The organism is Wolbachia endosymbiont (group B) of Camptogramma bilineatum (assembly GCF_947251825.1).
Classification (GTDB): Bacteria; Pseudomonadota; Alphaproteobacteria; order Rickettsiales; family Anaplasmataceae; genus Wolbachia.
The window spans coordinates 1,410,626-1,434,885 of sequence record NZ_OX366391.1 but is presented as its reverse complement, the minus strand read 5'-3'; the positions used below and the strand labels follow the sequence as shown (position 1 = coordinate 1,434,885).

The 24,260-nt window shown below is 33.7% G+C and carries 16 protein-coding genes, 1 tRNA gene and 2 pseudogenes; 11 read left to right on the top strand and 8 right to left on the bottom strand.

Translation table 11 applies throughout. The annotated features are described in order from the left end of the window. Positions 1 to 323: 323 nt before the first annotated feature. The 6 genes from nuoH (at position 324) to uvrC (ending at position 8,552) form a co-directional block, all read left to right on the top strand. Positions 324 to 1,349: an NADH-quinone oxidoreductase subunit NuoH gene (gene nuoH, locus OPR44_RS07340; RefSeq protein WP_264374576.1), complete on the top strand. Its 1,026-nt coding sequence runs from the start codon at positions 324 to 326 to the stop codon at positions 1,347 to 1,349. After that, the gene (hemB, locus tag OPR44_RS07335; RefSeq protein ID WP_265014832.1) at positions 1,342 to 2,340 is read left to right on the top strand and encodes a porphobilinogen synthase; all 999 of its coding nucleotides are present in this window, start codon (positions 1,342 to 1,344) and stop codon (positions 2,338 to 2,340) included. Before nuoH ends, hemB begins: the two co-directional genes overlap by 8 nt. A 656-nt stretch (positions 2,341 to 2,996) precedes the next feature. Beyond that, positions 2,997 to 3,755, top strand: coding sequence for a phosphatidylglycerophosphatase (locus tag OPR44_RS07330; RefSeq protein ID WP_265014831.1), 759 nt, complete (start codon positions 2,997 to 2,999; stop codon positions 3,753 to 3,755). Between the two features lie 44 nt (positions 3,756 to 3,799). Further along, entirely contained in the window at positions 3,800 to 4,639 is an 840-nt protein-coding gene (locus OPR44_RS07325; protein ID WP_264374578.1) for a glycine--tRNA ligase subunit alpha, read from the top strand. 3 nt (positions 4,640 to 4,642) lie between these two features. After that, entirely contained in the window at positions 4,643 to 6,751 is a 2,109-nt protein-coding gene (gene glyS, locus OPR44_RS07320; protein WP_265014830.1) for a glycine--tRNA ligase subunit beta, read from the top strand. Continuing rightward, the gene (gene uvrC / locus OPR44_RS07315; RefSeq protein WP_264377651.1) at positions 6,735 to 8,552 is read left to right on the top strand and encodes an excinuclease ABC subunit UvrC; all 1,818 of its coding nucleotides are present in this window, start codon (positions 6,735 to 6,737) and stop codon (positions 8,550 to 8,552) included. Before glyS ends, uvrC begins: the two co-directional genes overlap by 17 nt. Before the next feature lie 11 nt (positions 8,553 to 8,563). Here the strand turns inward: uvrC and OPR44_RS07310 are convergent, their stop codons facing one another. Next, complete coding sequence (locus OPR44_RS07310; protein WP_264374581.1) at positions 8,564 to 9,055, bottom strand: Smr/MutS family protein; 492 nt, start codon at positions 9,053 to 9,055, stop codon at positions 8,564 to 8,566. Positions 9,056 to 9,147: 92 nt separating this feature from the next. Between OPR44_RS07310 and rlmB the strand changes: the two genes are divergently transcribed. Next, complete coding sequence (gene rlmB, locus OPR44_RS07305) at positions 9,148 to 9,915, top strand: 23S rRNA (guanosine(2251)-2'-O)-methyltransferase RlmB (RefSeq protein ID WP_264377652.1); 768 nt, start codon at positions 9,148 to 9,150, stop codon at positions 9,913 to 9,915. A 90-nt stretch (positions 9,916 to 10,005) separates the two neighbouring features. On the opposite strand, the gene OPR44_RS07300 is transcribed toward rlmB, so the two are convergent. Beyond that, positions 10,006 to 11,061, bottom strand: a complete 1,056-nt coding sequence (locus OPR44_RS07300; protein WP_265014829.1) for a hypothetical protein — start codon at positions 11,059 to 11,061, stop codon at positions 10,006 to 10,008. Positions 11,062 to 11,360: 299 nt separating this feature from the next. Further along, positions 11,361 to 14,818 (bottom strand): annotated as a pseudogene (locus tag OPR44_RS07290) (peptidase M2). A gap of 520 nt (positions 14,819 to 15,338) precedes the next feature. Between OPR44_RS07290 and OPR44_RS07285 the strand changes: the two are divergent. The 3 genes from OPR44_RS07285 (at position 15,339) to OPR44_RS07275 (ending at position 18,275) form a co-directional block, all read left to right on the top strand. Beyond that, positions 15,339 to 15,411: transfer RNA gene (locus OPR44_RS07285), tRNA-Val, on the top strand. A 28-nt stretch (positions 15,412 to 15,439) separates the two neighbouring features. Next, the gene (locus tag OPR44_RS07280; protein ID WP_250120286.1) at positions 15,440 to 16,336 is read left to right on the top strand and encodes a cation diffusion facilitator family transporter; all 897 of its coding nucleotides are present in this window, start codon (positions 15,440 to 15,442) and stop codon (positions 16,334 to 16,336) included. Positions 16,337 to 16,391: 55 nt separating this feature from the next. Next, positions 16,392 to 18,275, top strand: coding sequence for a hypothetical protein (locus OPR44_RS07275; RefSeq protein ID WP_265014827.1), 1,884 nt, complete (start codon positions 16,392 to 16,394; stop codon positions 18,273 to 18,275). Here OPR44_RS07275 and plsY read toward each other — a convergent pair. From plsY to OPR44_RS07250, 5 genes and pseudogenes are all read right to left on the bottom strand, one after another. Further along, positions 18,270 to 18,848 carry a glycerol-3-phosphate 1-O-acyltransferase PlsY gene (gene plsY / locus OPR44_RS07270; protein ID WP_405197775.1) on the bottom strand — a complete coding sequence of 193 codons (579 nt, stop codon included), beginning with the start codon at positions 18,846 to 18,848 and terminating at the stop codon, positions 18,270 to 18,272. The genes OPR44_RS07275 and plsY overlap by 6 nt on opposite strands. 9 nt (positions 18,849 to 18,857) lie before the next feature. Further along, the gene (locus tag OPR44_RS07265) at positions 18,858 to 20,324 is read right to left on the bottom strand and encodes an alanine/glycine:cation symporter family protein (protein WP_265014826.1); all 1,467 of its coding nucleotides are present in this window, start codon (positions 20,322 to 20,324) and stop codon (positions 18,858 to 18,860) included. A 2-nt stretch (positions 20,325 to 20,326) separates the two neighbouring features. Next, positions 20,327 to 21,664, bottom strand: a pseudogene (locus tag OPR44_RS07260) (alanine/glycine:cation symporter family protein). Between the two features lie 22 nt (positions 21,665 to 21,686). Then, the gene (locus tag OPR44_RS07255) at positions 21,687 to 22,457 is read right to left on the bottom strand and encodes a CDP-alcohol phosphatidyltransferase family protein (RefSeq protein ID WP_265014825.1); all 771 of its coding nucleotides are present in this window, start codon (positions 22,455 to 22,457) and stop codon (positions 21,687 to 21,689) included. After that, complete coding sequence (locus OPR44_RS07250; RefSeq protein ID WP_265014824.1) at positions 22,454 to 23,137, bottom strand: phosphatidylserine decarboxylase; 684 nt, start codon at positions 23,135 to 23,137, stop codon at positions 22,454 to 22,456. The genes OPR44_RS07255 and OPR44_RS07250 overlap by 4 nt, the downstream gene beginning before the upstream one ends. A gap of 234 nt (positions 23,138 to 23,371) precedes the next feature. Between OPR44_RS07250 and OPR44_RS07245 the strand changes: the two genes are divergently transcribed. Beyond that, positions 23,372 to 24,238 carry an ankyrin repeat domain-containing protein gene (locus tag OPR44_RS07245; protein ID WP_265014823.1) on the top strand — a complete coding sequence of 289 codons (867 nt, stop codon included), beginning with the start codon at positions 23,372 to 23,374 and terminating at the stop codon, positions 24,236 to 24,238. The last annotated feature ends 22 nt before the right edge of the window (positions 24,239 to 24,260 follow it).

The following is a 24,260-nucleotide window of genomic DNA, read 5'->3' as shown; positions in this document are numbered from 1 at the left end:
ATTAGAAAAACAGTTCGTTTATAAGCTAGTTGATTTTATCAATGATATTATTGCACTATTTACGGAAGGATATGTATGGATGGCAATAACATTTATTATAGTTACCGAGGGAAGAGGGAATTATTTGCCTCTCACAATGATCTTAATTATGATGTCACTAGTGTCATTCATATGCATATCATTTTACTATTCTATTAAGCTAAATGCTGTACAGAAAAGTGTTGTCCTATTGATTTCAATAGGGACATTGTCTTTTGTGTCTAGAGCATTTGCTGTATTTTTTATTGCCACAATTATGAACTATTTTTTTGATTTAGGGTTGCATGTACTTGATATTTGATATTCTTTTTCTTCTTATTCCACTTTTGCTTTCAGTAGCATATTTAGTGTACTTTGAGCGTAAAGTTATTGGTGCAATTCAACTAAGGCATGGTCCAAGTGTAGTAGGGCCATTTGGGCTACTACAGCCATTTGCAGATGCTATCAAATTGATAATTAAAGAGCCGATAATACCATTTAGAGCAAACACCATACTGTTTATTATGGCTCCAATGCTCACCTTTATTTTAGCATTAATTTCCTGGGCAGTTATACCATTTGGAGCTGAAATAATTACAGAAAATGGACAGCAGGTAATAATCCCTAAGGTAATAGCAAATATTAATGTTGGAGTGCTTTATGTGCTAGCTATATCCTCTTTGGGAATATATGGCATTATTATTGCAGGCTGGTCTAGTAATTCTAATTATGCATTTCTTGGCGCTATAAGGTCAGCTGCTCAAATGATTTCATATGAAGTTTCAATAGGTCTAATAGTTGCTACAGTTGTTATTACAACTGGCACATTAAATCTTGGAGAGATGGTGGTAGCGAAACATAATATGCCATTTTGGATTGATTTATTACTAATGCCTATAGGAATAATATTTTTTATTTCTTTGCTTGCCGAAACTAATCGTCACCCATTTGACTTACCAGAAGCTGAAGCAGAGCTCGTCTCTGGGTATAACGTCGAGTATTCATCAATGCCTTTTGCTCTCTTTTTCTTGGGAGAATATGCAAATATGATTTTAGCAAGCGCTATGATGACAATATTCTTTCTAGGAGGGTGGTATCCTCCATTAGAGCTTAGTTTGCTGTATAAAATTCCTAGTTTAATCTGGTTTGTTTTGAAGATAGTTGTACTTTTGTTTATATTTGTTTGGATTAGAGCTACAATACCTCGTTATCGTTATGATCAATTAATGCGTCTTGGTTGGAAAGTATTTTTGCCAATATCGGTACTTTGGGTAATACTCATTTCAGGAGTGTTGCTTTTTACTGGGAATTTGCCTGGATCCAATGTTTAATTTCCCAAATACAAGGTTAAGGCGTAGGCGCTCAGGCAAGTGGATTCGCAATTTAACAAGTGAAAGCACTTTATCAGTAAATGATTTGATTTTTCCCTTATTTGTTCATGACGGAGAAGAAACAATTGAGCCAATTTCTGGCTTACCTGATATCAAATGTTATTCAATAGATGGATTAATTTCTATAATTCAGAAAGCTAAGGACTCGGGGATTAATGCTGTTGCAATTTTTCCTGTAGTTGATAGTAAACTAAAATCTGAAAACGCCGAGGAAGCGTACAATCCTGACAATTTAATCTGTAAAGCAATTTGTGCTGTAAAATCAAATGTACCGGATATTGGCATTATTGCAGACATTGCACTAGACCCATACACTACTCACGGTCATGATGGCATTTTAAAAAGCAGTAGGATAGATGTAGAAAATGACGAGACTGTGTCAGCATTATGTAAGCAAGCACTTGTTTTAGCAAAAGCAGGATGCGATATAGTTGCTCCTTCTGATATGATGGATGGCAGGATAGGAAAAATAAGAAAAACATTGGATGATAATAACTTTCAGAATGTGTCAATATTGTCCTATGCAGTAAAGTACTGTTCTAGCTTCTATGCGCCGTTCAGGCAAGTTGTCGGTTCGTGCGCATCATCAAATTTCATCGACAAAAGTGGTTATCAAATGGATTATAGAAATGCACGTGAAGCAATCTGCGAAATCGAAATGGATATAGATGAAGGTGCAGATTTTATTATGATAAAGCCGGGTATGCCATACTTAGATGTAATAAAAACAGCAAGTGAAAAGTTTAATTTTTCGATTTTTGCTTACCAAGTAAGCGGTGAATACGCAATGATAAAAGCTGCAGCAAATAATGGCTGGCTGGATTATAACAGAGTGATTTATGAGTCCTTAATTGGTTTTAAACGTGCAGGTGCAAGTGCAATATTTACCTATGCTGCACTTGATGTTGCAAAAAATTTGGTATCTACTTAGCAGTGTGGAACATCTAAGTAGGTAGCTGGCCGAAGTGACTTGACAAACCTTCCCACTTTCCTTATCATATCAATAAGAGTATTTATCCTTGTTTTTAATCTCTACAGATTTAACAACAAAAATTCAGTAAAAAACTCAGGTATATATTGGCAGATTACATAAAATTATAGCGGCTGCATGTCTTTTTTATTTTTTCTACATTCAGCCAAATCGCGCTTGTTAGCACATTATCAATTTAAATTATAAAATTCGCTATAAGGGGGTTCTTTTGCCTTTTTTTTTTATTTAGTAAATTTTTTAATATTTTGAATTAGCTATACATACTGACATCATATCACAGTGCGTGACACTGTGATCCAGAAAAACTAACCGCAAATTGAATCATAATAAAGACTAGATTCCAGCGTCATGAGCTGGAATGACATCAACTTTTGAATTCCAGTTATGCAAGAGATCTAATGACGCAAAGGGGCTACTTGAATGACAGGAAAAGGAGCACTGGGATAGAGACAATAATATGAAGAAAGAAGGGATAACGGTTATTGGTAAATTTAGATCGTTTTTAACTATTTGCCTTTTTTCTATGCAAGAAGTGTATTGATAAGTCCATTACAATTCAGTATTGTGAAAAATATAAGTCAAGTGTTAGTTAGGACATGGGGATTTTTTTTCAATTTTTGGGTAAGGTGCTAGGCAAGGTTTTTCCTGCCAAAATAGTAAGCTCTTTTTTAGGAGTAGGATATTTACCGGGTTGGCAGCATTATTGGTCTTCTTTTCTAATATTATTTATTACCGACATTATATTAATGCTTACATACGGAGGTGATTTTATACTATATAAAATGCCGAATTCAGGCATAGTTGTAGCTGCTATTTTTACCAAGCTAGCAATAGTTATGTTAGTGCTGCAATTAGTTGGCATATCTATTTTTCATACTCAAGATCCTTCAGCTAGCAGTGATGAGAATATAGTAATACAAATAGCATCAGGACAGGTGCTGACTGTTGCGCTTTCGATGCCGGCAATAATGTCAATTTATTATATTGTAAGTAAATTCTATCTAAGTATATGTAAAGCAATACTTCAATGTCCATTTTGGTTTAATGATCTTATGCATTTGTTCTTTTTCTTTATAACACCTTATTTATTTTTTAATATTGTAGAAGTAATAAAACCATGGCCGATAAGTACGATACAGCTTAGTTATAACAATGCAATATCAATCACATTTGAAGGGATTTTTCATGTGTTTTATGCAGTGATTTTATTGTACTTGACTGCATTTATATTCTGCGATCTGACTATGCATGATGCGATTGTTTTAAATAAAAGCATATTTGAGTATGTAAAAGAAAGTTCAATAGCCTTGAGTGACTATTTTCATGGCACTATTAAAAAAATAAGTATAGAATAGTACTTATTTGCTTATGTATTCAGTTTAAAAGATATACAGTTTGCGTGAATCTACAGGATATAATAAAGGGATTACAAGATTTTTGGGCAGATGAAGGGTGTACTATACTTCATCCATATACGTCTGAAGTTGGAGCTGGAACACTACATCCCGCAACAATCATGTCAGCGATTGACGAAAAATCAACAAAAATTGCGTATCTACAACCAGTAATCAGACCTGCAGACGGACGCTATGGCGACAACCCTAATCGTTTATATCAGCATCATCAATACCAAGTTATAATAAAACCATCTGGCAGCAATTTGCAAGATATTTACTTAAATAGCTTAAAAGCTCTTGGTGTATCGACAAAAGAATATGATATTAAGTTTATTGAAGATGATTGGGAAAACCCAAGTGTTGGTGCATCCGGTCTTGGTTGGGAGGTTACATGCAACGGAATGGAAGTAACACAACTTACTTATATACAGCAAGTGGGAGGTATTGACTGCAGAATAATTCCTGGTGAAGTAGCATATGGGTTAGAGCGTTTAGCAATGTGCATACAGGGTGTAGATAATGTTTACGACATAATGTGGAACGGTAGCGGTGCAACTTATGGAGATATTTTTAAACAAAGAGAGCGAGAGTTTTCTTACCTGGCACTTGATTATTATGATACTAAAGTAGTACAACAGCAGTTTGAGGATACAGAAAAACTGTGTAAATTCCTTGTTGAAAAAGAATTGCCGATAGCAGCTTATGACCAATGTATTAAAACGAGCCATCTACTTAATCTACTTGATGCAAGAGGTGTGCTTGGTGTGAATGAACGTACAGCCTATATTGGTAGAGTGAGAGAGTTAACAAAAAAATGCTGTGAATTATATAGAGCAAAGTAGAATATGTTGTCACAATTATTGTTTGAATGTCTTTCAGAAGAAATTCCATCAAGAATGCAGAATTCATCTGCAGCTCAGGTTAAGAGCTATATCACTAATGCTTTTAGTAAAAATAATGTGAAATTTGCATCTATAGAAGTTTATGTGACTGCACGTCGCATTGCTCTTTTTATTGATGGCATAAGTGCTTTGGAGCTAAAAGATTCTAACAATGAGATTAAAGGACCAAGAGTTAATGCACCGAAAAGTGCTATCGAAGGTTTTTTGAGAAAAAATCGGAAAGGTGAAGAAGATTTACTCATTCGCAAAGTAAACGATGAAGATTTTTACTTCATTAAGAGAGAAAGCTGCTTATTTAACATCAACGGGTTTCTCAAAAATCAACTGGAGGAAATGCTAAAAAACTTTTCTTGGCCAAAGAGTATGAGATGGAGTGAAAGAAAAGAGAGATGGGTTAGGCCAATTAAAAATATTCTATGTATTTTAAATGACGAAATAATACCTATATCTTTTGCAGGGGTTACAGCATGCAACGTGACGTATGGTCATAGGTTTCTCTCAGGTGATGCAGTACTTACTGTTAAAACACCCAAAGACTATTTTGAATTGTTAGAAAAAAATAATGTCATTCTCCAGTTGGACAAAAGAAAGCAATTTATACTAGATCAGATTAATAAGTTTACAAAAGAGGAGAACTTACAACTTGAAAAAAATGATTATTTACTTAATGAATTGGCAGGGCTTATAGAGTGGCCAATAGTATTATTTGGTAAAGTAAAATCATCAGAATTACCGAAGGAAGTAATACTTAGTATAATTAATACGCAGCAAAAGTATCTTGCTTTAAGTGATGGACAGAAAATATCACATTTTGTTACTATTGTAAATGTTAACAACAATGAAGTTGTCAAAGGCCATGAAAGAATATTAGAAGCACGTCTTGCTGATGCCCAGTTTTTGATATCTCAAGACAAGAAGGAAAACCTAGATTACTATGTCAAAAAATTGAGCTCTATTTCATTTCATGCTTCGCTCGGTAGCGTAGAAGAAAAAGTGAAGCGTATTATCGCTCTTTCAAAGTATATAGCGATATTTATTCCACATGCTTCATTAATTAAAGTTGAACGTGCTGCATATTTAGCAAAGGCAGATCTTGCAACGTTGATAGTGAAAGAATTTCCGGGATTGCAAGGAGTAATGAGTGGATACTACGCTTCTTATTTTCAAGAGGATAAAGAAGTAGTGGAAGCTATAACTGAGCACTATAAGCCAATTGGATCGGACCAAGAATGCCCTAAATCTCCTACTGCGATTGCTGTAGCTATTGCAGACAAAATGGATAGTTTGGTTGGCTTAATTGCAGCAGGTGAGAAAATCTCTGGTTCGTATGATCAGTTTGGTTTGCGGAGAATGACAATTGGTATAATTAGAACAATACTTGAAAATAATTTGCATATTCCAATTAGATTGCTGATAGATAAGTCAGTATCTTTATGTTCAAGGCTTCTATTGAATAAAAATATAACTCCAGTTGATAAGCCAAGTGAAAAACAAATTTCAGAACTAGTATTTAAATTCTGCTTAGAAAGGTTCAAGGTTATTTTAAAAAATAGAAATATAAGGCAAGATGTTGTAGATTCAATACTATATAAAGTCGATATTAATGATCTGCTGAAAGCGGAAAAGCAAACTGTTATATTGGATCATTATCTTAGTACAAAAGAAGGTGAACAAGTTCTAGGCACTTACAAAAGAGTCAGTAACATAATAAGCAAAGTAAAAAAAAGTGATGGCACTACTTATAATGCATCTTACAGTAAGAAGTTTTTGATTGAAGATGAGGAGATTGCGCTATCAAATTGTGCTATAACTGCTTTTAAAAACATCAAACAAGCGATAGAAAATAACGACTTTAATACAGCGCTTGATGAACTTGCTCGTTTTGCTCCGTTTATCAATCAATTTATGGACAGTGTAAAGATTAACTGTGATTCTAATGAGCTTAGAATAAACAGGTTATCTTTGCTTGCAAATGTTGTTTCTACCTTTCATTTAGTAGCAGAGTTTAACCTTATACAGGTTAAACAATTGATAAATGCTCAGGCAATATAAGGAACAAATCAAATCATCTCCACAATCCTGTGGCGTTTATAAGATGGTTGGAGATAAGAATAAGGTTTTATACATTGGTAAAGCAAAAAACTTGAAGTCGAGATTATCCGACTACCTTCAATTCGAAAACCTTTCTGAACGAATCAGAGTAATGATCTCACAGGTTATTAAGGTTGAAATATTCATCACTGAGAATGAAATCGAAGCATTGCTTCTTGAAGCACAGTTAATAAAATCGTTAAAACCATCTTATAATATTTTGCTTAGGGATGGAAAATCTTATCCTTATATAACAATTTCTAAGCATGATTATCCAAGAATAGCGAAATATAGAGGTAAGTTTAAGAAGAATGAGTTTCATTACTACGGCCCTTTTCCATCTGCCGCTGCTGTTAAGAACACTATATTATCATTGCAAAAAGCTTTTCTCTTAAGAGTATGTTCAGATCAATATTTCTCTTCAACAAAAAGACCATGTCTTGAGTATCAAGTTAAGCGCTGTTCAGCACCATGCGTAGATAAAATTACAAAAGATGATTACTGCAAATCAGTAAAACAAGCACAAGATACTCTGCTAGGAAGGAATAAAGAAGTGCAAAGACAGCTATTTTCTACAATGGAAAAGTGCAGTAGGGAGATGAACTACGAGCTTGCTGCTGTCTATAGAGATCGATTGAAATTTCTTCAGCAAATTCAAATGCAGCCAATGGATTTTTCTTTTGAAGAAGATGCAGATTTCTTCAGCATTGTACGTGAGGCAGACTTAGCATGCATTGGTGTACTATCTTTCAGAGATAAAGGTAACTATGGAAGCATTCCTTACTTCATTGAGAATTGTAGTGATCATCCAAATGATGAAATTTTATCCACCTTTTTGGTCAATTTGTATAATCCAGTTAGCACACCACCAGCACAAATTTACGTTCCCGATTTTATTAAGGATAAGGAAATTATAGAACAAGCACTTTATGCTCTTACTCAAAAATCAATAAAAGTTTTGTATGCAAAAAATAGTAAAGAGCGTGATTTGTTGAATTTTATTTACAATAATTCTAAGCATAGCCTAGAGCAGAAGCTTACTGATTATAGAAATAACCTAGAAAAGCTCGAAGAGCTTAGCAAAATCTTTTTGTTACCAAATATTCCAAAGCGTATCGAGGTTTATGATAATAGCCATATATCTGGAAATCAACAAGTTGGTGTGATGATTGTTGCAGGGCAGGAAGGTTTTTTAAAAAGTGAATACAAAAAATTTACTATAAAAGAAGAAATTTCAGGTGATGACTATAAAATGATGAGAGAAGTGCTGACTAGACGTTTCTCTGGCAATATAAAAGACATCATTCCTGATTTTTTACTGATTGATGGCGGTCCAGGACATGTTTCCATAGTGCAGAATGTGTTGGAAATATTGAATATAAAAGTTCCTTTTGCTTGTATGGCGAAAGGTCATGATCGTAATGCAGGAAATGAAAGATTTTATGTGCCGGACAGAGAAGAATTTACTCTAGCAAGTGACAGTAAGGTCATGCTTTATTTACAATTGCTGCGTAATGAAGCTCACCGTTTTGCGATAACTTCGCATAGAAAAAAACGCGATAAACAGTTTTTTGCTTCACAATTAAGTAAAATATCTGGTGTTGGCAGTAAAAGAAAGAAGGCACTCATGTCTCATTTTGGTTCGGTAGAAAACATAAGCAAAGCTTCTCTAGCTGAAATTCAAAACGTACCTGGAATTAGTAAAGGTTTAGCAGAAATCATTCTTCAACACGTGAATTCTAAGAAAGGTACTCCTAAATAGGTACTCTAAAATCAACCTTTATTTCTTCTTAATAAGACATAAAAAGCTCCTTTGCCACCATGTTTTTTTATGGCTTGCTGATAGTATAAGATCATATTTCGAACTTTTGTGTCATTCAACCACTTATTTAAGCTATTCTTTATAGTGTCTATTTTATCTGTACTATTACCATGCCCCGTAATTACCAATAAGCACCTATTCCTTGCTTGATAATTTTTGATAATAAAATCTATCAATTTACAATAAGCATTATCTATACTATAGCCATGCAAATCGAGTTTATCGCTTATAAAATATTTGCCTCTATCGATCTTTAATTTTGTATTGTAGTCAAGACAAAATGATGAATCACCATTATCAGTATTAAGAAAATTTTCTTGTAAGCCAGAGATACCTTTATCAATCATAGATTTTATATTTACTTTGTGATCAACTTTCAAAGTAACTTTGCCACATTCTATTGGCTTAACATTTTTTTGCCAATCTAACTCATCGTCTGACATAAATTCATTAATTGAACTGCATAATTTTACAATAATATATAAACACAGTAAAATATTGCTTACTCTATAAAAATCTGATTTTTAATAATGAGATGAAATCATCAAAAGCTAATGAAAACTGTTGGATATATGGAAAGCACACTTGTATTTCAGCATTAAGAAACAAAAATAGGCGGTGTATAGAACTGTTAGTAACAGAAAATTTCTACAGAGAATTTGAGAAAGAAATTAAACAATGTGCAGATAGTAAGGGCATTAAAGCTCGACTGGTAGAGAACAAAATGTTCAATGATGTTTTACCCAAAGGTGTAAATCACCAAGGAATTGCTTTAAAAGTTACTCCTATTTTTCACAGCTTAAATATTGAAGAAATAGCTGAAGGTTCAGGTGAAAACTCTACTATAGTCATTTTAGATCAAATTACTGATACACACAATATAGGTTCGATTTTGAGAACCTCAGCTTGTTTCAACATTGATGCATTGGTTTTACCACATCACCATTCGCCGGGCGAAAATGCATCTATCGCAAAAGCAGCAAGTGGAGCACTGGATATTGTCCCTCTAATATACGTTACAAACATAGTAAAGACGATGGAGTCTTTAAAAAAGATAGGCTACTGGTGTTATGGGTTTGATTGCAATGCAAAGGAAAATATAGATGAAATAAAGAATTTTGGGCAAAAAAGAGTAATTGTTTTTGGTTCTGAAGAGAAAGGAATGCGGAGACTAGTTAAAGAAAATTGTGATTATCTTTTAAAAATCCCAATGTCAAACGTAATTAACAGTCTAAATGTTTCAAACGCAGCAGCAATAGGACTATATTCCATCTACATTAAAACAAAAATAACTGCAAATTAGTTGCAATAAAACAAGGATGTCATTCCAGTATGTGATACTGGAATGACAACAGTGAATGACATCTTGCGATGTCATTCACTAGCACTTACATTACCAATCCCAAGAAAGAGGTGAACTTGAATCTGTTGGAATCTCGAAGGATGGCTGTGACACTATCTCTTTTATCTCATTTCTAAGCCATTCACTACCTTCTTGCCCAGCATCCGTGATAGCTTGCTTGAAACTGCTCTCTAGTACAGCTTTAGCAGCTTCAGTGACGTGACCATTACCATTTATAGCATTTCCTATTGTAGTTAACTTAATTAACTCAGCGTTTAAGTCAGCAGGCATCTTATCAGTCTTAGTTTGTATTGCAGTAACCTTATTTCCTAAATTAGCAGCATTTGTAGCAGTTTCTATAGCAGTTACTTTAGCTGTTAAGTCAGCTGGAATAGTATCAGTTTTAGCCTTTATAGCAATGACATCAGCTCCTAAGGTATCTGTAATCTTATCAGTCTTAGTTTGTATTGCAGTAACCTTATTTCCTAAATTAGCAGCATTTGTAGCAGTTTCTATAGCAGTTACTTTAGCTGTTAAGTCAGTTGGAATAGTATCAGTTTTAGCCTTTATAGCAATGACATCAGCTCCTAAGGTATCTGTAATCTTATCAGTCTTAGTTTGTATTGCAGTAACCTTGTCTCCTAAATTAGCAGCATTTGTAGCAGTTACTTTAGCTGTTAAGTCAGCTGGAATAGTATCAGTTTTAGCCTTTATAGCAATGACATCAGCTCCCAAGGTATCTGTAATCTTATCAGTCTTAGCCTTTATTCCTGATATCAGATCTGTTCCGACTTGAGTTTTTATGGTAACTAAGTCAGCGCTTAAGTCAGCTGGAATAGAATCAGTCTTAGTTTTTATTGCATCTACATTAGTTCCAATACCTAATAATGTAGCAATTGCACCTCCAGTCATGAAGTTTGTTGCTGTAGCACTGTAATCTATTTCAGCAGCACCATTAGGTTCATACTTAAAAGTGTTGAAAACATTAGTAGCATTGTCTACACCAAAGGTATACTTATTCTGTGCAGCATCTTCATAAATTATGCTTTTAATGTTAGGGGATGGTACATTTGCTCCAGAGTTGTCTTTAAAAGTTAAACTAGCCATATCACTTTCCGTTAATTATAAAAACCATAATGTGCATGAAAATAATATAAATTCCGTAAATACTAGATTTTGCATAAGATTTCCTTGAAGCTTTTCGCTTCAGAATTCTTCTCTTGTGATCTAAGTATGTAGCAGACGATGTCATCCTAGTAGCCCCTTTGGTGTTATTCCAGTGCTTGACACTGGAATCCATTTTTCCATCATAAGAAACGTTGATTACTTTTATACTAGCAAATTTAACTGGATGCCAGTGTCTGGGCATTGGAATAACAAAAAGAGGGCAGGGCCCTCCTTGTATATTAGATATAGGCTGAGTTATGATCGTGATAAACGTGATCGCTTGCGCAGTCGAACATTTTCACAAAACCATTCTCTAGATAGAGATTATATTCATGATGTTGATCTAATAACTCAAAGTTATCTTGTGTTTCTAAGCTGAAGTGACTTGAATCTGATAGCAATTCGTAATTTGGATTATCTATTTTACTAATGCTGCTTATTACTTTGCCATTACCATTTGATATAGCCAAACTATAACTATCACCATCCTTCATTATTTTGATGGATACCTTATCTTCAGGTAACACTATAAGCTTTTTCGTGTCACTATCGTGAATTAGAAATTTGCCATCTTTAAAGTAATACTTGTCTTCCGGCAAAGCACCAATCTTATAATCCGATGTATGCAGTTTGTTCCAAAAATCTAACACAGATTGCTTATCTGCTCCTTCTGCTCTATTATACAAGGCTTTCACATCATTATAATCTATGATTACATTTGCCTTATGCTTTCCTTCTACATCTCTATCATAGCTCTTTTCTATTTTCAAGATTGTGTCTTTCAACACTACCTGCTCTTTCTCCTCCACTGAAGCTGACCTTTTTGCCCTTGTTGGAATTTGTGGTTGATCAGACTGTATTTCACTATTGTCGTTTGATACAGTTCTCTCTTCAGCAACAACATTAGTAGTACTATGAACTTCTGTCTTAGTTTCACTTACTTGCCCTTTTGGACTTTCGGTTTCCCTTGTGTATATCCTTTGATAGTCAGTGTAGCCTCTATTAGTGTCACCGATATCGCCACTGCCTTGATCGAAAGTTATTTTTTGCTTCCATTTCCCATATTCTCAATTTCAACTTGAGGAGAAACAGATGCGAGGAAATCATTATAGCTGTAGTTATAATCAGCAGAAAAGAATATTTTTCCTTTGAAGTTATGGAAATTATTAGATAACATTCCAATTTCTTCATCAGTATCACCATCAAATAGTTTTACTTTAGTGAAATATGTTTGATCTTTTATTCTAACTATTTCACCACTCGAGTTTCTTTGTATCTGATAATCATTTGGATCATGTTTAATGGTAAAAAGTTTACCAGGGGCATATTTTTCTAAGTTTATAAGGCCCACATTTATATGTTTATGAGAATAATCTCTCTTTTCATATTCATGTGCAAATACTGGGTCAATATATTTGTATTCGTCTGGTATGCTGCTGTATTCTCTTCCTTCAGAATCAGATGGTGCTAATTTATATTCTCCATCTTTTTTCACCAATTTTAGGTGAGTAATATTGCCTGGCAATTGAAACCTTACGTTTTTTCCATGATCATGAATGAACAAGTTACTTTCATTTATAACTTCACCTCTTTCATTTTTCATCTCTTCAGTGATATAGAAGCCCATATTTTTGAATGCATGTAGATTTTCGCCTTCTTGCTTTACAATCGCTTCGTATACATCGTCGTCTGTCCTATCTGTTCCCTTATTATCCAGTAATGTTCCTTTTTCCACGATTACTCCTTTTGCCTTTTGCTCATCAGAATATTGAGCATGCTTTAAATCCTGATGATTTAGAATTTTGGTCCCTCTAAGAAGCAGAGAATCTAAATCTTTTTGAATGTGTCCAGTGCTAGGATGCAACAATTCATTTTCATGTAAATGTGCTTCATCAAAGTATTCATCACGTTCAACTGTTCTGCCATCTATCAGAGAAGCTTTATAATGACCATTTTCTTTTGTAATAGCCATATAAGCACCACCGTCATATTGAGTATTCAAGTTGTGCAATATGTCCTCAAAAACAAAAGTTTCTTTAGTTTGACCTTCAACTTGCTTAAAAAAGCCCGATTCGCTCGACAACTCTCCAAGCTTTGTATTCCCATCATATATAGATAGTGCACCCATATCTCCGTGACCAAGAGCTTTGATAGAGAAAACTTTACCTTCTTGTAGATTAATATGAGCACCTCTGATTAGGTTTGGATCGATATTAACCATCTCTTCTAACATCTTTTCTACGTCAATGTTCTGAGTTTCTTTTACTTGTTTCAAGCCAGCGTTTATGGTTTTATCAAGCAAATCATCTTTCAGTTGTGTATATTTGTCCTGTGTAGCATTATATAATCTCTTATCTTCATTATGATAATTAGTGCTGGCTGAATTGCATTTTTCTACAAATTTCTCATAAGAGATCTCTCCTCTTTTGTATTGCTCGTATGCATCATGACGCTGTGTTTCTTCCTGTTCACGAAGGCTTTTCAACACATCATTATATTTTATATCCTTCTGCTTATCTAAGTCTTCTTTCCCATCATAGTAAGATTTTCTAAGATCTTCACCATATTTTGATAATATCCTCAAAGCTTGCATTTTATACTCTTGACTGTTTTGATATTCATTACCTTGTTGATCAGAGTAAGTCGGCTTAACCTGCCCATCAGTAGTTTTTACTGCCTTTAAGAAATGATATTCCTTTGATATATCGAGGGTATCATTTGTTGCCCTATTAACAGCACGAGCATAATCGTAAAATGACACATGCTCTATAGCAGAGAAACTTCCAACGTTTTCTCCATCTATTTTTTCTATATTTGCTTTATAATACGATACATCTTTAATTTCTCCACCCACTATTTCTTGACCAGTTGCTATAAAATCTCCTTTTGTAACTTGCAAAGCGTTGAGATGTTTCATTGCAGTTTCTGTATCATTCTCAGCAAGCCAACTTTTGAAGTCAGCATCATGTCCTTTTATGTCTTTCAAGAAACTTTTTGATTCATCTGAGTTACCTTGACGTAAAGCATCTAGGTAGTCTCTTAATAAACTAGGATCTTTTTCCTGTAAGTACATTATCAACGCATGACCAGTTTTATACACTAAACTGTTTTCTTCACCATTGGCTGAGTATTGTAAATTTAAAATTACACCTAGATCCAAATTTGCGGCTTCAGTTTTATCAATGCTTGACCCTTGAGCATTGAACTTGTGATCTGAATGATGTTCAAAGTAATCTGCAATTCCCTCCATTAATACTGTAGGTAGAGATTTTCCTCCTGTAGCCAAGTAAGTTAAACCATGTGCAAATTCATGCTGAAGGTTATGAACGCCACCTTGCTGATAGACATACATCTCAGCAAAAATATCAGCTTCTCCTTTGTAGTAACATTTACCACCTTCATCTCCAAGGTAAGAACCAAAACGTTCGCTTCCACCAAGGTGAGTGTAATCAGCCTTATCATCAAACACATAAATTTTGAATGTTTGTTCTGAGCTACCAGGCTCCAGCTTAAATGCATCTTTAAAATTAGTAGCTGTTTCTCTTATCTCACTTTCAATGTGAGCAACTTTACTTGTTCTTAAATCATGATAATGAACCTCTACTTTGATATTTAAATCTTTAACTTCTATGATATGCTTATTGTTAAAATATTCTTCTTTAGTTATATTTTTATTTACTTGTTGACTGATTGTCATAACTTTAACCTCTAATTTATTAGTCTCCACAATATCAAGCATAAAGCTACTTCCGCTAAGAAAGTGTAAATTCTCATATTGATATAATTTATATCTTAATAAAAAAGTATAGATAGTTAACTCAATATGAAAAATCGAGAATATAGCTAAAATTCCATAGCTGTTAATAAGTAGCGGAATTATAATTAAGAAATTTACTGAGTAGAAAAAAAGGTAAAAAAATCCTTTAGTAGCGAGTTTTATAATGTAAATTGGCGTTGTAATAATGTGCTAACAAGCGCGATTTGGCTGAATGTAGAAAAAATAAAAAAAGCCGCTATAATTTTTATGTAATTTGCCAATAAATACCTGAGTTTTTTACTGAATTTTGTTGTTAAACCCGCGAAGATAAAAACAAGTATGAATACCCTTGCTAATATAGTAAGGAAGGTAAGAAGGTTTGTCAAGGAATTTCATCCAGCAAGAAGTCTAAAAGCAAATTGACTTTCATTTCACTGAAGCACTATACTAAGGTTAAGATGGGTAATTAGCTCAGTTGGTAGAGCACTTGCTTGACGTGCAAGGGGTCGCTGGTTCGAGCCCAGTGTTACCCACGTTTTTTTGCTCATAAAAAGATTTTGTATGACAGCAGTGCACAATGGCAAACACTCAATAGCAGAGTCCAAGCGCTTAATTTATTCCATAATAATAGTTGCAATAACAATGCTTATGGAGATAGTAGGTGGAGTAATTTCACATTCGCTTGCTCTACTATCAGATGCAGGGCATATGCTCACTGATCTTTTTGCCTTGATTTTAAGCTGGGTAGCGCACAAATTTTCAGCTAAGAAATCTGATTTACAGAGGTCATATGGGTATCACAGATTGCAGATAATTGCAGCATTTGTTAATGGTTTAACTCTATTTTTCATTGCAGCGGTCATTATAATTGAATCAATAAAGAGATTCATTTGTCCGGTCAATGTGGAATGGAAAGTAATGCTAATAATTGCCACACTTGGCCTAATCTCTAACATTATAGTCTTTTTTATATTACATAGTAAATGCGAAAGTAATATAAACATAAAAAGTGCTGTATTGCATGTTATCGGAGATATTTTAGGTTCTGTAGCTGCTATACTTGCATCCATAATTATCATGTTTACCGGATGGCAAATAGTGGACCCTATTTTGTCAGTATTTGTCAGTGTAATAATCTTAAACAGTGGATATAAAATTCTCAAGAATTCTTGCCATATACTCCTTGAAGGTACACCTGAGAGTGTATCTGCTGAGGAGATAAAAAGTGAGATTGTATCTAAGTTACCTGAAGTGATAGATGTGCATCATATACATGCATGGTCACTATCTGATAATTATTTTATACTTACTATGCATGCCAAGATAAAGCAAAATGGACAACACACTAATATTTTGTATGAGATAAAAAAAATACTATTAAATAGGTTCGAAATTGCGCACTCTACAGTTGAAATTGAATACGATGAGTGCGTAGACAGTAAAATACTTAAGCATTGACATCTATAGGCTATTTGTTATTACTACAATATCATAATATTATAGAGAGTAGGCTATGATAGGTATTTCCCAAATACAATTTCCTGGAAAGGATTCTTACAGATTAAAGACAGCAAGTTACTTCGCAGCTTTTGTTTCTTTAAGCATTTTAGTTAATCCTGCCAATGTCTTTTTATCTTTTGCCACATTGTTTTTGAGATCTGAAATAAAAACTTTTTACGTTTATAAAGACATAAAAGCTGCAAAGCAGGAAAAAATAAGTAAAAAGGAATATTGGGAAATATTTTTTAAGGATAATAAAATTAAGATAGCATCTTTCCTTTTATTTTTTGCCTCTATAACATATATAACTTTTACAACTACTTTCCTGCTTGTTTCGTTACTTGCAACAATACCACTTGCAATGATTTTAATTCTATTACAAAGTGAATTAAGGCCAAAGCATTTTAATCCATTTACGTTACTCAAAGCTGCTATTAGTTTCTTTTTAGAAGGCATAAAAGAAAACTCACGTGGGCTAGTCAATAGCTTTGATATTAAGCTTGAACATTTACTACCCCATCAATTAAATAATGATATCATTAAAAATATTGACAAATTAAAAGATAAATATACTGAACAAGTATCTGAAGACACTATTAATAATGAGGGATTTAAAGAGTTTATTGAATATATAAATCACTTACATATGCTTGATGGCCAACCATTTAGTAATGAGAATAAGGGAAAATTAGTAATGTTTTTGCAAGATTTTTGCAAAGGTAATGAGAAACATAGCTCTGGTTTCACTGGTGGACAAATTCTTCTGTTAGTTCTTAGAGCCTGCAATGATGGAGATAGAGAAGCTGTAAAAAATAAAAAAGACGCGTTGATTGCAAATTTACTAGATAGCCAAACTTTCTCTAGAAAAGAACGAATTCCTAACACATGTTTTACTGGTGTTATCTACAGAATGTTAAGTACATTAGAGGGTATTCATTCCGATCCAGAGATTAAATTTACACCACCTAGACAAATGCTCCTTACAGAAGCAGAAAATGAAGCACGTAAGTTTATGTTAGACAGGCTAAAAAATAAGAAGAACAGTAAAGAAATTCTTAGGGCTTGGCATAACGCCCAAAATAATTATGAAGATGATAAAAGTCAAAAAATAGTTGATGATTTTATTGCAGAAGTAAGTATTTCCTTAATGAGAAATTTACTGAGTTTTACTTCTCAATATAGTGAACAAATTGTGCTGACATTAATGAAAAATATTAACTCTGTAAAGTTAAATAAATTAGAGCACTTTGCGCTGTCTCAGCACATAACAAATAAACTACAGGGGGATGGTTTAGACGATCAACTCGAAAACATCAAAGGAAAAGTCTTTTTGGAGCTTTTAAACCAAAATTTACTTAGAACAGATTTTTTTCTCAAGGACTCATCTTTAACTGAAGCTAAGAGAATAGCTAGCAAAATAATAAAAGAAGAAGTAAAAGAATTAAAATTGAAAGCCAAGAAGACTATTAAGGGTCAAGTGGCCAGAATGTTAGATAGTTTAAGAACGTTACCACTAGAGAAAAGGTGTTATAGGGTATACACGGAACTGAGTAAAAATAGCAGAGACGATAAAGAAGAAATAAAGAAAATTCTGCAAGAAAAGCTAGCAATAACAGAAGCAGTGATAAATAACATGTTAAAAAAAGAAGCTTCACACAGGCTAGAGATAGAGATTGAAGATATTTATAATCAAAATAAGCGCAATGTAACCACACTTTATGAAAAAATACAAGAAGTGAAGCAAAGATTCATTGAAGATGAATTTTTAATACCTCAAGAAGTAGAGAGTATAACAAGAGTAAAAATTACAATCTTAAATAAAGAAGATAAAATAATACCATCAAGCAGTTTATCTCGTAGTTTAAGTGTCAGTGATTTAACATCTCACCGCTTATAAAAACTTATGCTCTCTGCCTTGCAGAAGATTTGCAATATTTTTATAATGCTTCAAGAAAATTAATATCGCTACAGTGAGTAGTATAAGGAATAACTCCTTTTGAAAAAAGAAAGATGCTATAACAGCTGCTGCATTAGCAGCCAAGGAAGCAAGAGAGGAGTACCGAAAGATAAAAAATACTATTAGCCAGACAAGTACAAATGCTAATGCTATAGAAATGTTAAGTGCTATCAAAGCTCCCAAAGTTGTTGCAACCCCCTTTCCTCCATTGAACCTTAGCCAAATAGGAAACATATGCCCTAGAACTGCTAAAATTGCAGATACATATATATAAAAATCGTTATTATCACAAAATTGTTGTGCTGTATAAACCCCGACAAATCCTTTCAAAGAGTCTAAAAATAATGCGAGGACAGCAAGTCTCTTATTTCCTGTTCTTGCAACATTTGTAGCACCAATGTTTCCTGAACCTACTTCTCTTAAATTTATACCATTTATTTTTGCAATAATTAAGCTAAACGGTATTGAACCTAATATGTAAGATAATACAAAGACTACAAATATCTCTATCATAGCAGAAATCTAGCTAATTTTGTTATTCCTTAGCCTTTTTAGATAACATTGGACTTCATTGTTAATCTGATTGCTAAACAGTATAAGTGCTGTCATATTGATGAGTGCTAAGCAAGAGAATAAAGCCCCACCAATATTAGCAATAGCCATTATATCTTTGGAAAGACCAGAGAGAAATGCCACAATTATTACCGATATTCGGTATATCACTATACTCTTTGGACCAAATAAATATAACCATCCCATTTCACAACAATATACAAATGAAATTACTGAGGAAAACGCAAACAAAGGCGCAGCGATGGTTAAAAGTATAGGAAACCAAGAAGAAACTGTTTCAAATGCTTTTTGGGTGATCAATATTCCCTCGCCAATGCCAGTCTGGTATGCACCTGTTATTACTATTGTTATTCCTGTTAAGCAACAAATTAACATTGTATCAAAGCATGGTTCTATCATCGCAACTAGTCCAGTTCTTACTGGTTCTTCATCCTTAGTTGCTGCATGAGTAATTGATGCAGAACCAACACCTGCTTCACTGGCAAAAATTGACCTTTGAATTCCAGCAACAAATGCTCCCACCACTCCTCCACCAACGGCATTGAAGTCTATCATACTGGAAAACAATATTTTTAATGTATTGCCAAAATTGTGAATATTGAATGCAATGATTGTGACACAACTCAAAATATATATTAGTGACATGATAGGCACTAGTGCAGAAGATACTCTAGCTATTCTCCTAATTCCACCGATAATCACCAGAGCAAGTAGCGTAGAAATTATGGAAGAGAGAAACCAAGGATGACCATCTATCCAATTTGAATAGCCAGATAATATTGAAACCATTTGGTTAGTTTGAAATGCTACACTTCCACCAAGGCCTGATAATACAAAAACCGCTGCATATATTGCAGCCAGTACGATACCAAATTTTTTAAATCCAAACTCTTCTAGCCCATTTCTTATATATTGAAAGGGACCACTGAATAACTGCTCCTGGCCTTCTGTTCTGTGTCTGAATGCTAAAGTTACTTCAGCAAACTTTGCAGACATACCAAAAAAGCCTGTGATCATCATCCAAGGTACCGCTCCTGGCCCTCCCATTGAAATTGCAATTGCAACACCAGCAACAGTTCCAAGGCCTACTGTGCTTGATAGCGCGGTTACAAATGCCTGAAAATGCGTAATGTGACCATCATGATGATCTGTGTCATATTTTCCACATAAAATAGCGAACGCATGCTTAAACATCCTTATGTTGAGAAATCTAAAACGTAGTGTTAGAAATATATAACCAAAGGCCAATAAAAGAATTATAAATGGTACGTGAAAGATCTTGAAAAACAACACTTCATTCATGAAGTTGCTTACTCCATTTAATGCAGTGTCATAACTTTTATGAAAAACTGAAGCAGCGTATACATCATTAAATGGTAGGCAAAATAACACTATATAAAGCATTCTATAAATCATGTTTAATACCTTTTGTAATAAGAATCTATTGTATTTAAGACTTCCCTTCTCAGTAGATATATCGCAACAGCATTTGGAATCATAAGGCACATAAACAGGCTATCACCTAAATAAGATATAAATTCTATATTTTTTGATATACAGCTGATATACACTGAAACTACTATAAAAAACTAAAACAATATCAGTACTTTTTTGTTACAAAATAAGTACACTAGGGCAACTTCACAGTAGTAATAGTAAGCTATTATTGTGGAAAATGCAAAGGAAAACATTATCAGCGGAAGAGCTAGCTTGCTCAATAAAGGCAAGGCTGTTGAAAATGCTGAGCTAACTAACGTAATATCACCTACGGTATTAGTGATATGCATATCGGTGATAATTATCACAATACCAGTCAAAAATGAGACTAATATTGTGTCTACAAATGGTGCAATCATTGCAACACTTCCAACTTTAACTGGGTCTTTCTCTTTTACAATCGAATGTGCTATAGCTGCTGTTCCAGTACCTGCTTCATTAGCAAACACTGACCTTCTTACCCCTGCTATTAATCCACTCAATACTCCACCTCCTATAGCTGATTTGTTAAAGATATCTTAAAATATTATAGATAGAGCATTCAGTAGATTATTTCCGTTTACACAGATTAAATATATACACATGCCTATATATAACATTATCATGATCGGCCCTAAACCTGTTGCAACTAAAGCAATTCGCTTTATTCCTCCCAGTATTACAATTAATACAAATAGCGAGATAATAACAGATGTGTTGTATTCAAATAAGTTACTTGACAACGCTGCAATTTGATTTGCCTAAAATGGTATACCGCCTAGAATCATTGCAACAAGCAGCATAACTGCGTAGATAAATGCAAGGAATTTGCCAGTCTTCATAAATCCAATCTTTGCAAATCCACGCTCCATATAATAAAAAGCTCCACCTGTTGTGCTTTCAGAACGATAGGTAAATGCAAGTACTACTTCAGCAAACTTTATCGACATACCGAGTATTCCAGTAATTATCATCCAAAAAATTGCACTTGGGCCCCCTATTGTAATAGCTATTGCAACTCCTGATATTGTTCCAAGGCCAACTGTTCCTGAAATGACTGTTGTAAACGCTTGAATATGAGTGATTATACCATTGTTATTACCATTACATTTTAGGTTGAATAGCGTCTGTATTCCATACTTGAATAATCTAAAGTTAATGAATTTGAACCGAACCGTACAAAAAACTCCAGTTGCAATTACCCAAAGAATTATAAATGGAATGTTGAATATCTTTATATACAGAAGAGAGTTTAATAGATCAGTTGCTTTTACAATCATGCTGCTCACTACTTTTATATAGCTAATGAATTTTATATGTGTAGTATATATAAAGTCCAGTGCTTATTGGAATAGTAAGTATATACAATGCACCTAAAATTGGTAGTGTTATCCAGGGCTTGCTTATAAACAGTATGATCAATATTCCAAAAAACGACACAAATATATAGGATAGGCTTCTAGGAACATAAATGTGCTTTGCAGAGAAAGTTGGAATATGACTTATCGAAAAAAATGAAATGGCCAAAAAGTAACAAGCTGTATTCTTTACGTTAAAAAATTGCTCTATAAGAAGTAAGTATTCACTCTCATGAGATTGAAAGGTAATAATTATTGGTAACAGAGCAAGTAAAGCGCATACAGGAGCTGGAACGCCGGAAAAGAAAAATTTTTTCCAGTATAATTGTTCTGAATGTAGTAAAACATTGAATCTTGCAAGTCTTATTGATATGCAGATTACATATATCATTACTAAGATCCAACCTACAACTTTAATTTCCTTTAATTTCCAAAAATATAAAAGAAAAGCAGGTGCTGAACCAAAATTTAGAAAATCTGCAAAAGAATCAAGCTGTGCTCCAAAATCGCTAGTTGATTTTAGAATTCTTGCTATTCTGCCATCCATTCCATCTATTATTGCTGCAATGATAATAAAAATTGCTGAAAATTCCCATTGTTCATTAAATGTGAATTTAAGTGAAGTAAGGCCAGCACATAAACCTAGTAAAGTTATAAAATTTGGAAATAACTTGGTAATAGGTAAGGATTTACCGTTACTTTCATCGTTATTCATACAATGTCAAAGGTAAGCTTCTCTTGTTTATTTAAATCTGCTATAACTGTCTCACCACCAATAACAGTTTGGCCTTCTGAGACTCTTACCTCTATTCCAGCAGGGATATAAATATTTACTCTACTGCCAAATCTTATAATTCCAAACCTTTCACCTGCTTTTACATTCTGAGACGCTCTTAAATTACAAACAATGCGGCGTGCGATAAATCCAGCTATTTGTTCCACAATGATTTCTTTTTCCTTTTCATACTCAATCACAATAACCTGCTTTTCATTTTCATTACTGGACCTATTACTCATTGCAGAAATAAACTTGCCTTTCTTGTAGCTCATTTCCTTTATCGTACCAGATATTGGTATACGATTCACATGAACATTTAAAACACTTAGAAATATGCTGACAAGCGTAAACTTTTTCTCTTCTCTATTCTCTTCTGATAAAGGGTAACTAACTTCTTCAATTTTTGAAACCACACCATCAGCTGGACTTAATATAAAATCCTTATTGTTTGGTACAGCTCTTGCTGGATCACGAAAGAAATAAGTACATAGTAGTGTTGGTAATAAGCAAGTAATGCCAGTACCCCAAGATATAGAAAATGCTATACACGTTACTATAAAGGAAACAATTATAAATAAATAACCTTCTCTGTTTATGTTAGGCAAACCAAAGCACATAACTTATTCTCAATAATTCATTATTAACAATTTATCATTTATAATTTCTCATGAAAAGCTTTTTTTTACTGTTTCACTTTTCGAATTATTATATAAACATTTGCTTATAAAATCGCTGATAGATGTAAATTTTTTAATAAAAATTGAAGTTTTTTAACTATTATTAATATTATTTTAATAAAAACTTAATAATAATCCTTAATAATCTATGAATTAATATGTTCGCAATTTCGTATGACAGGGGAAATAGAAAAAGATGAATCTCCTTCCTTATACTCTGCAATTCGGATGGGTGATATTGAAGCTACAGAGCTACTAATAAAGTCTGGTGCAAACGTCAATGATAATTATGAACGTAATCGTACGCCACTGCATGTTGCTATCGGGTATAAGCAGTTTGAAATAGCGAAATTGCTGATAAATAACGGAGCAAACGTTAACGCAAAAACTGGAAATCATGGCAAAGATGACTTAACACCAATGCACCTTGCAATTTTTGCAAACACGCCAGAGTTTATAGAATTGCTAGCGAGCAATGGTGCGTCAATTGATGAAAGAGAAAGCACTGAAGGACATACACCTTTTCACCTTGCTACTTTATATGGAAATAAAAGTGTAATACAAGCCTTAGTTGACAAGGGACAGAATATTGAAGATATTGATAATAATGGGCGTACAGCTTTATTTTTAGCTATTAGGCAATGCACTGAAGCAAAGAATGATAGCAGAGTAGAAGTTATCGAGTATTTGATAAATAAACTCAAAGCAGACATAACGAAAAAAGATAATAATAACAACACAATACTTTTTCCTGCTGCTAATAATTGTCCTGGAAAAGTAGTGGAACTCATCATTAAACAATATATAGAAAGCTTTGGTAGAGATCAGTTGAAGGATTTTATCAATCACAAAAATAAAGCTGGAATGGATGCCTTGGATATTGCACTCAATAGTGGGAATGAAAAGGCCATTGAAGTACTTAGCTCATATGGAGCAGATATCGAGAATAAAGTAACTCCCAAGATTACTGTAGAAAAAACAAATAGTACCTTAGATGGAGCGGAAAGTATAGAAGTGGTATCCCCAATCAAACAAAAATAAAAGCAGCTCTAAATTCCTTGCT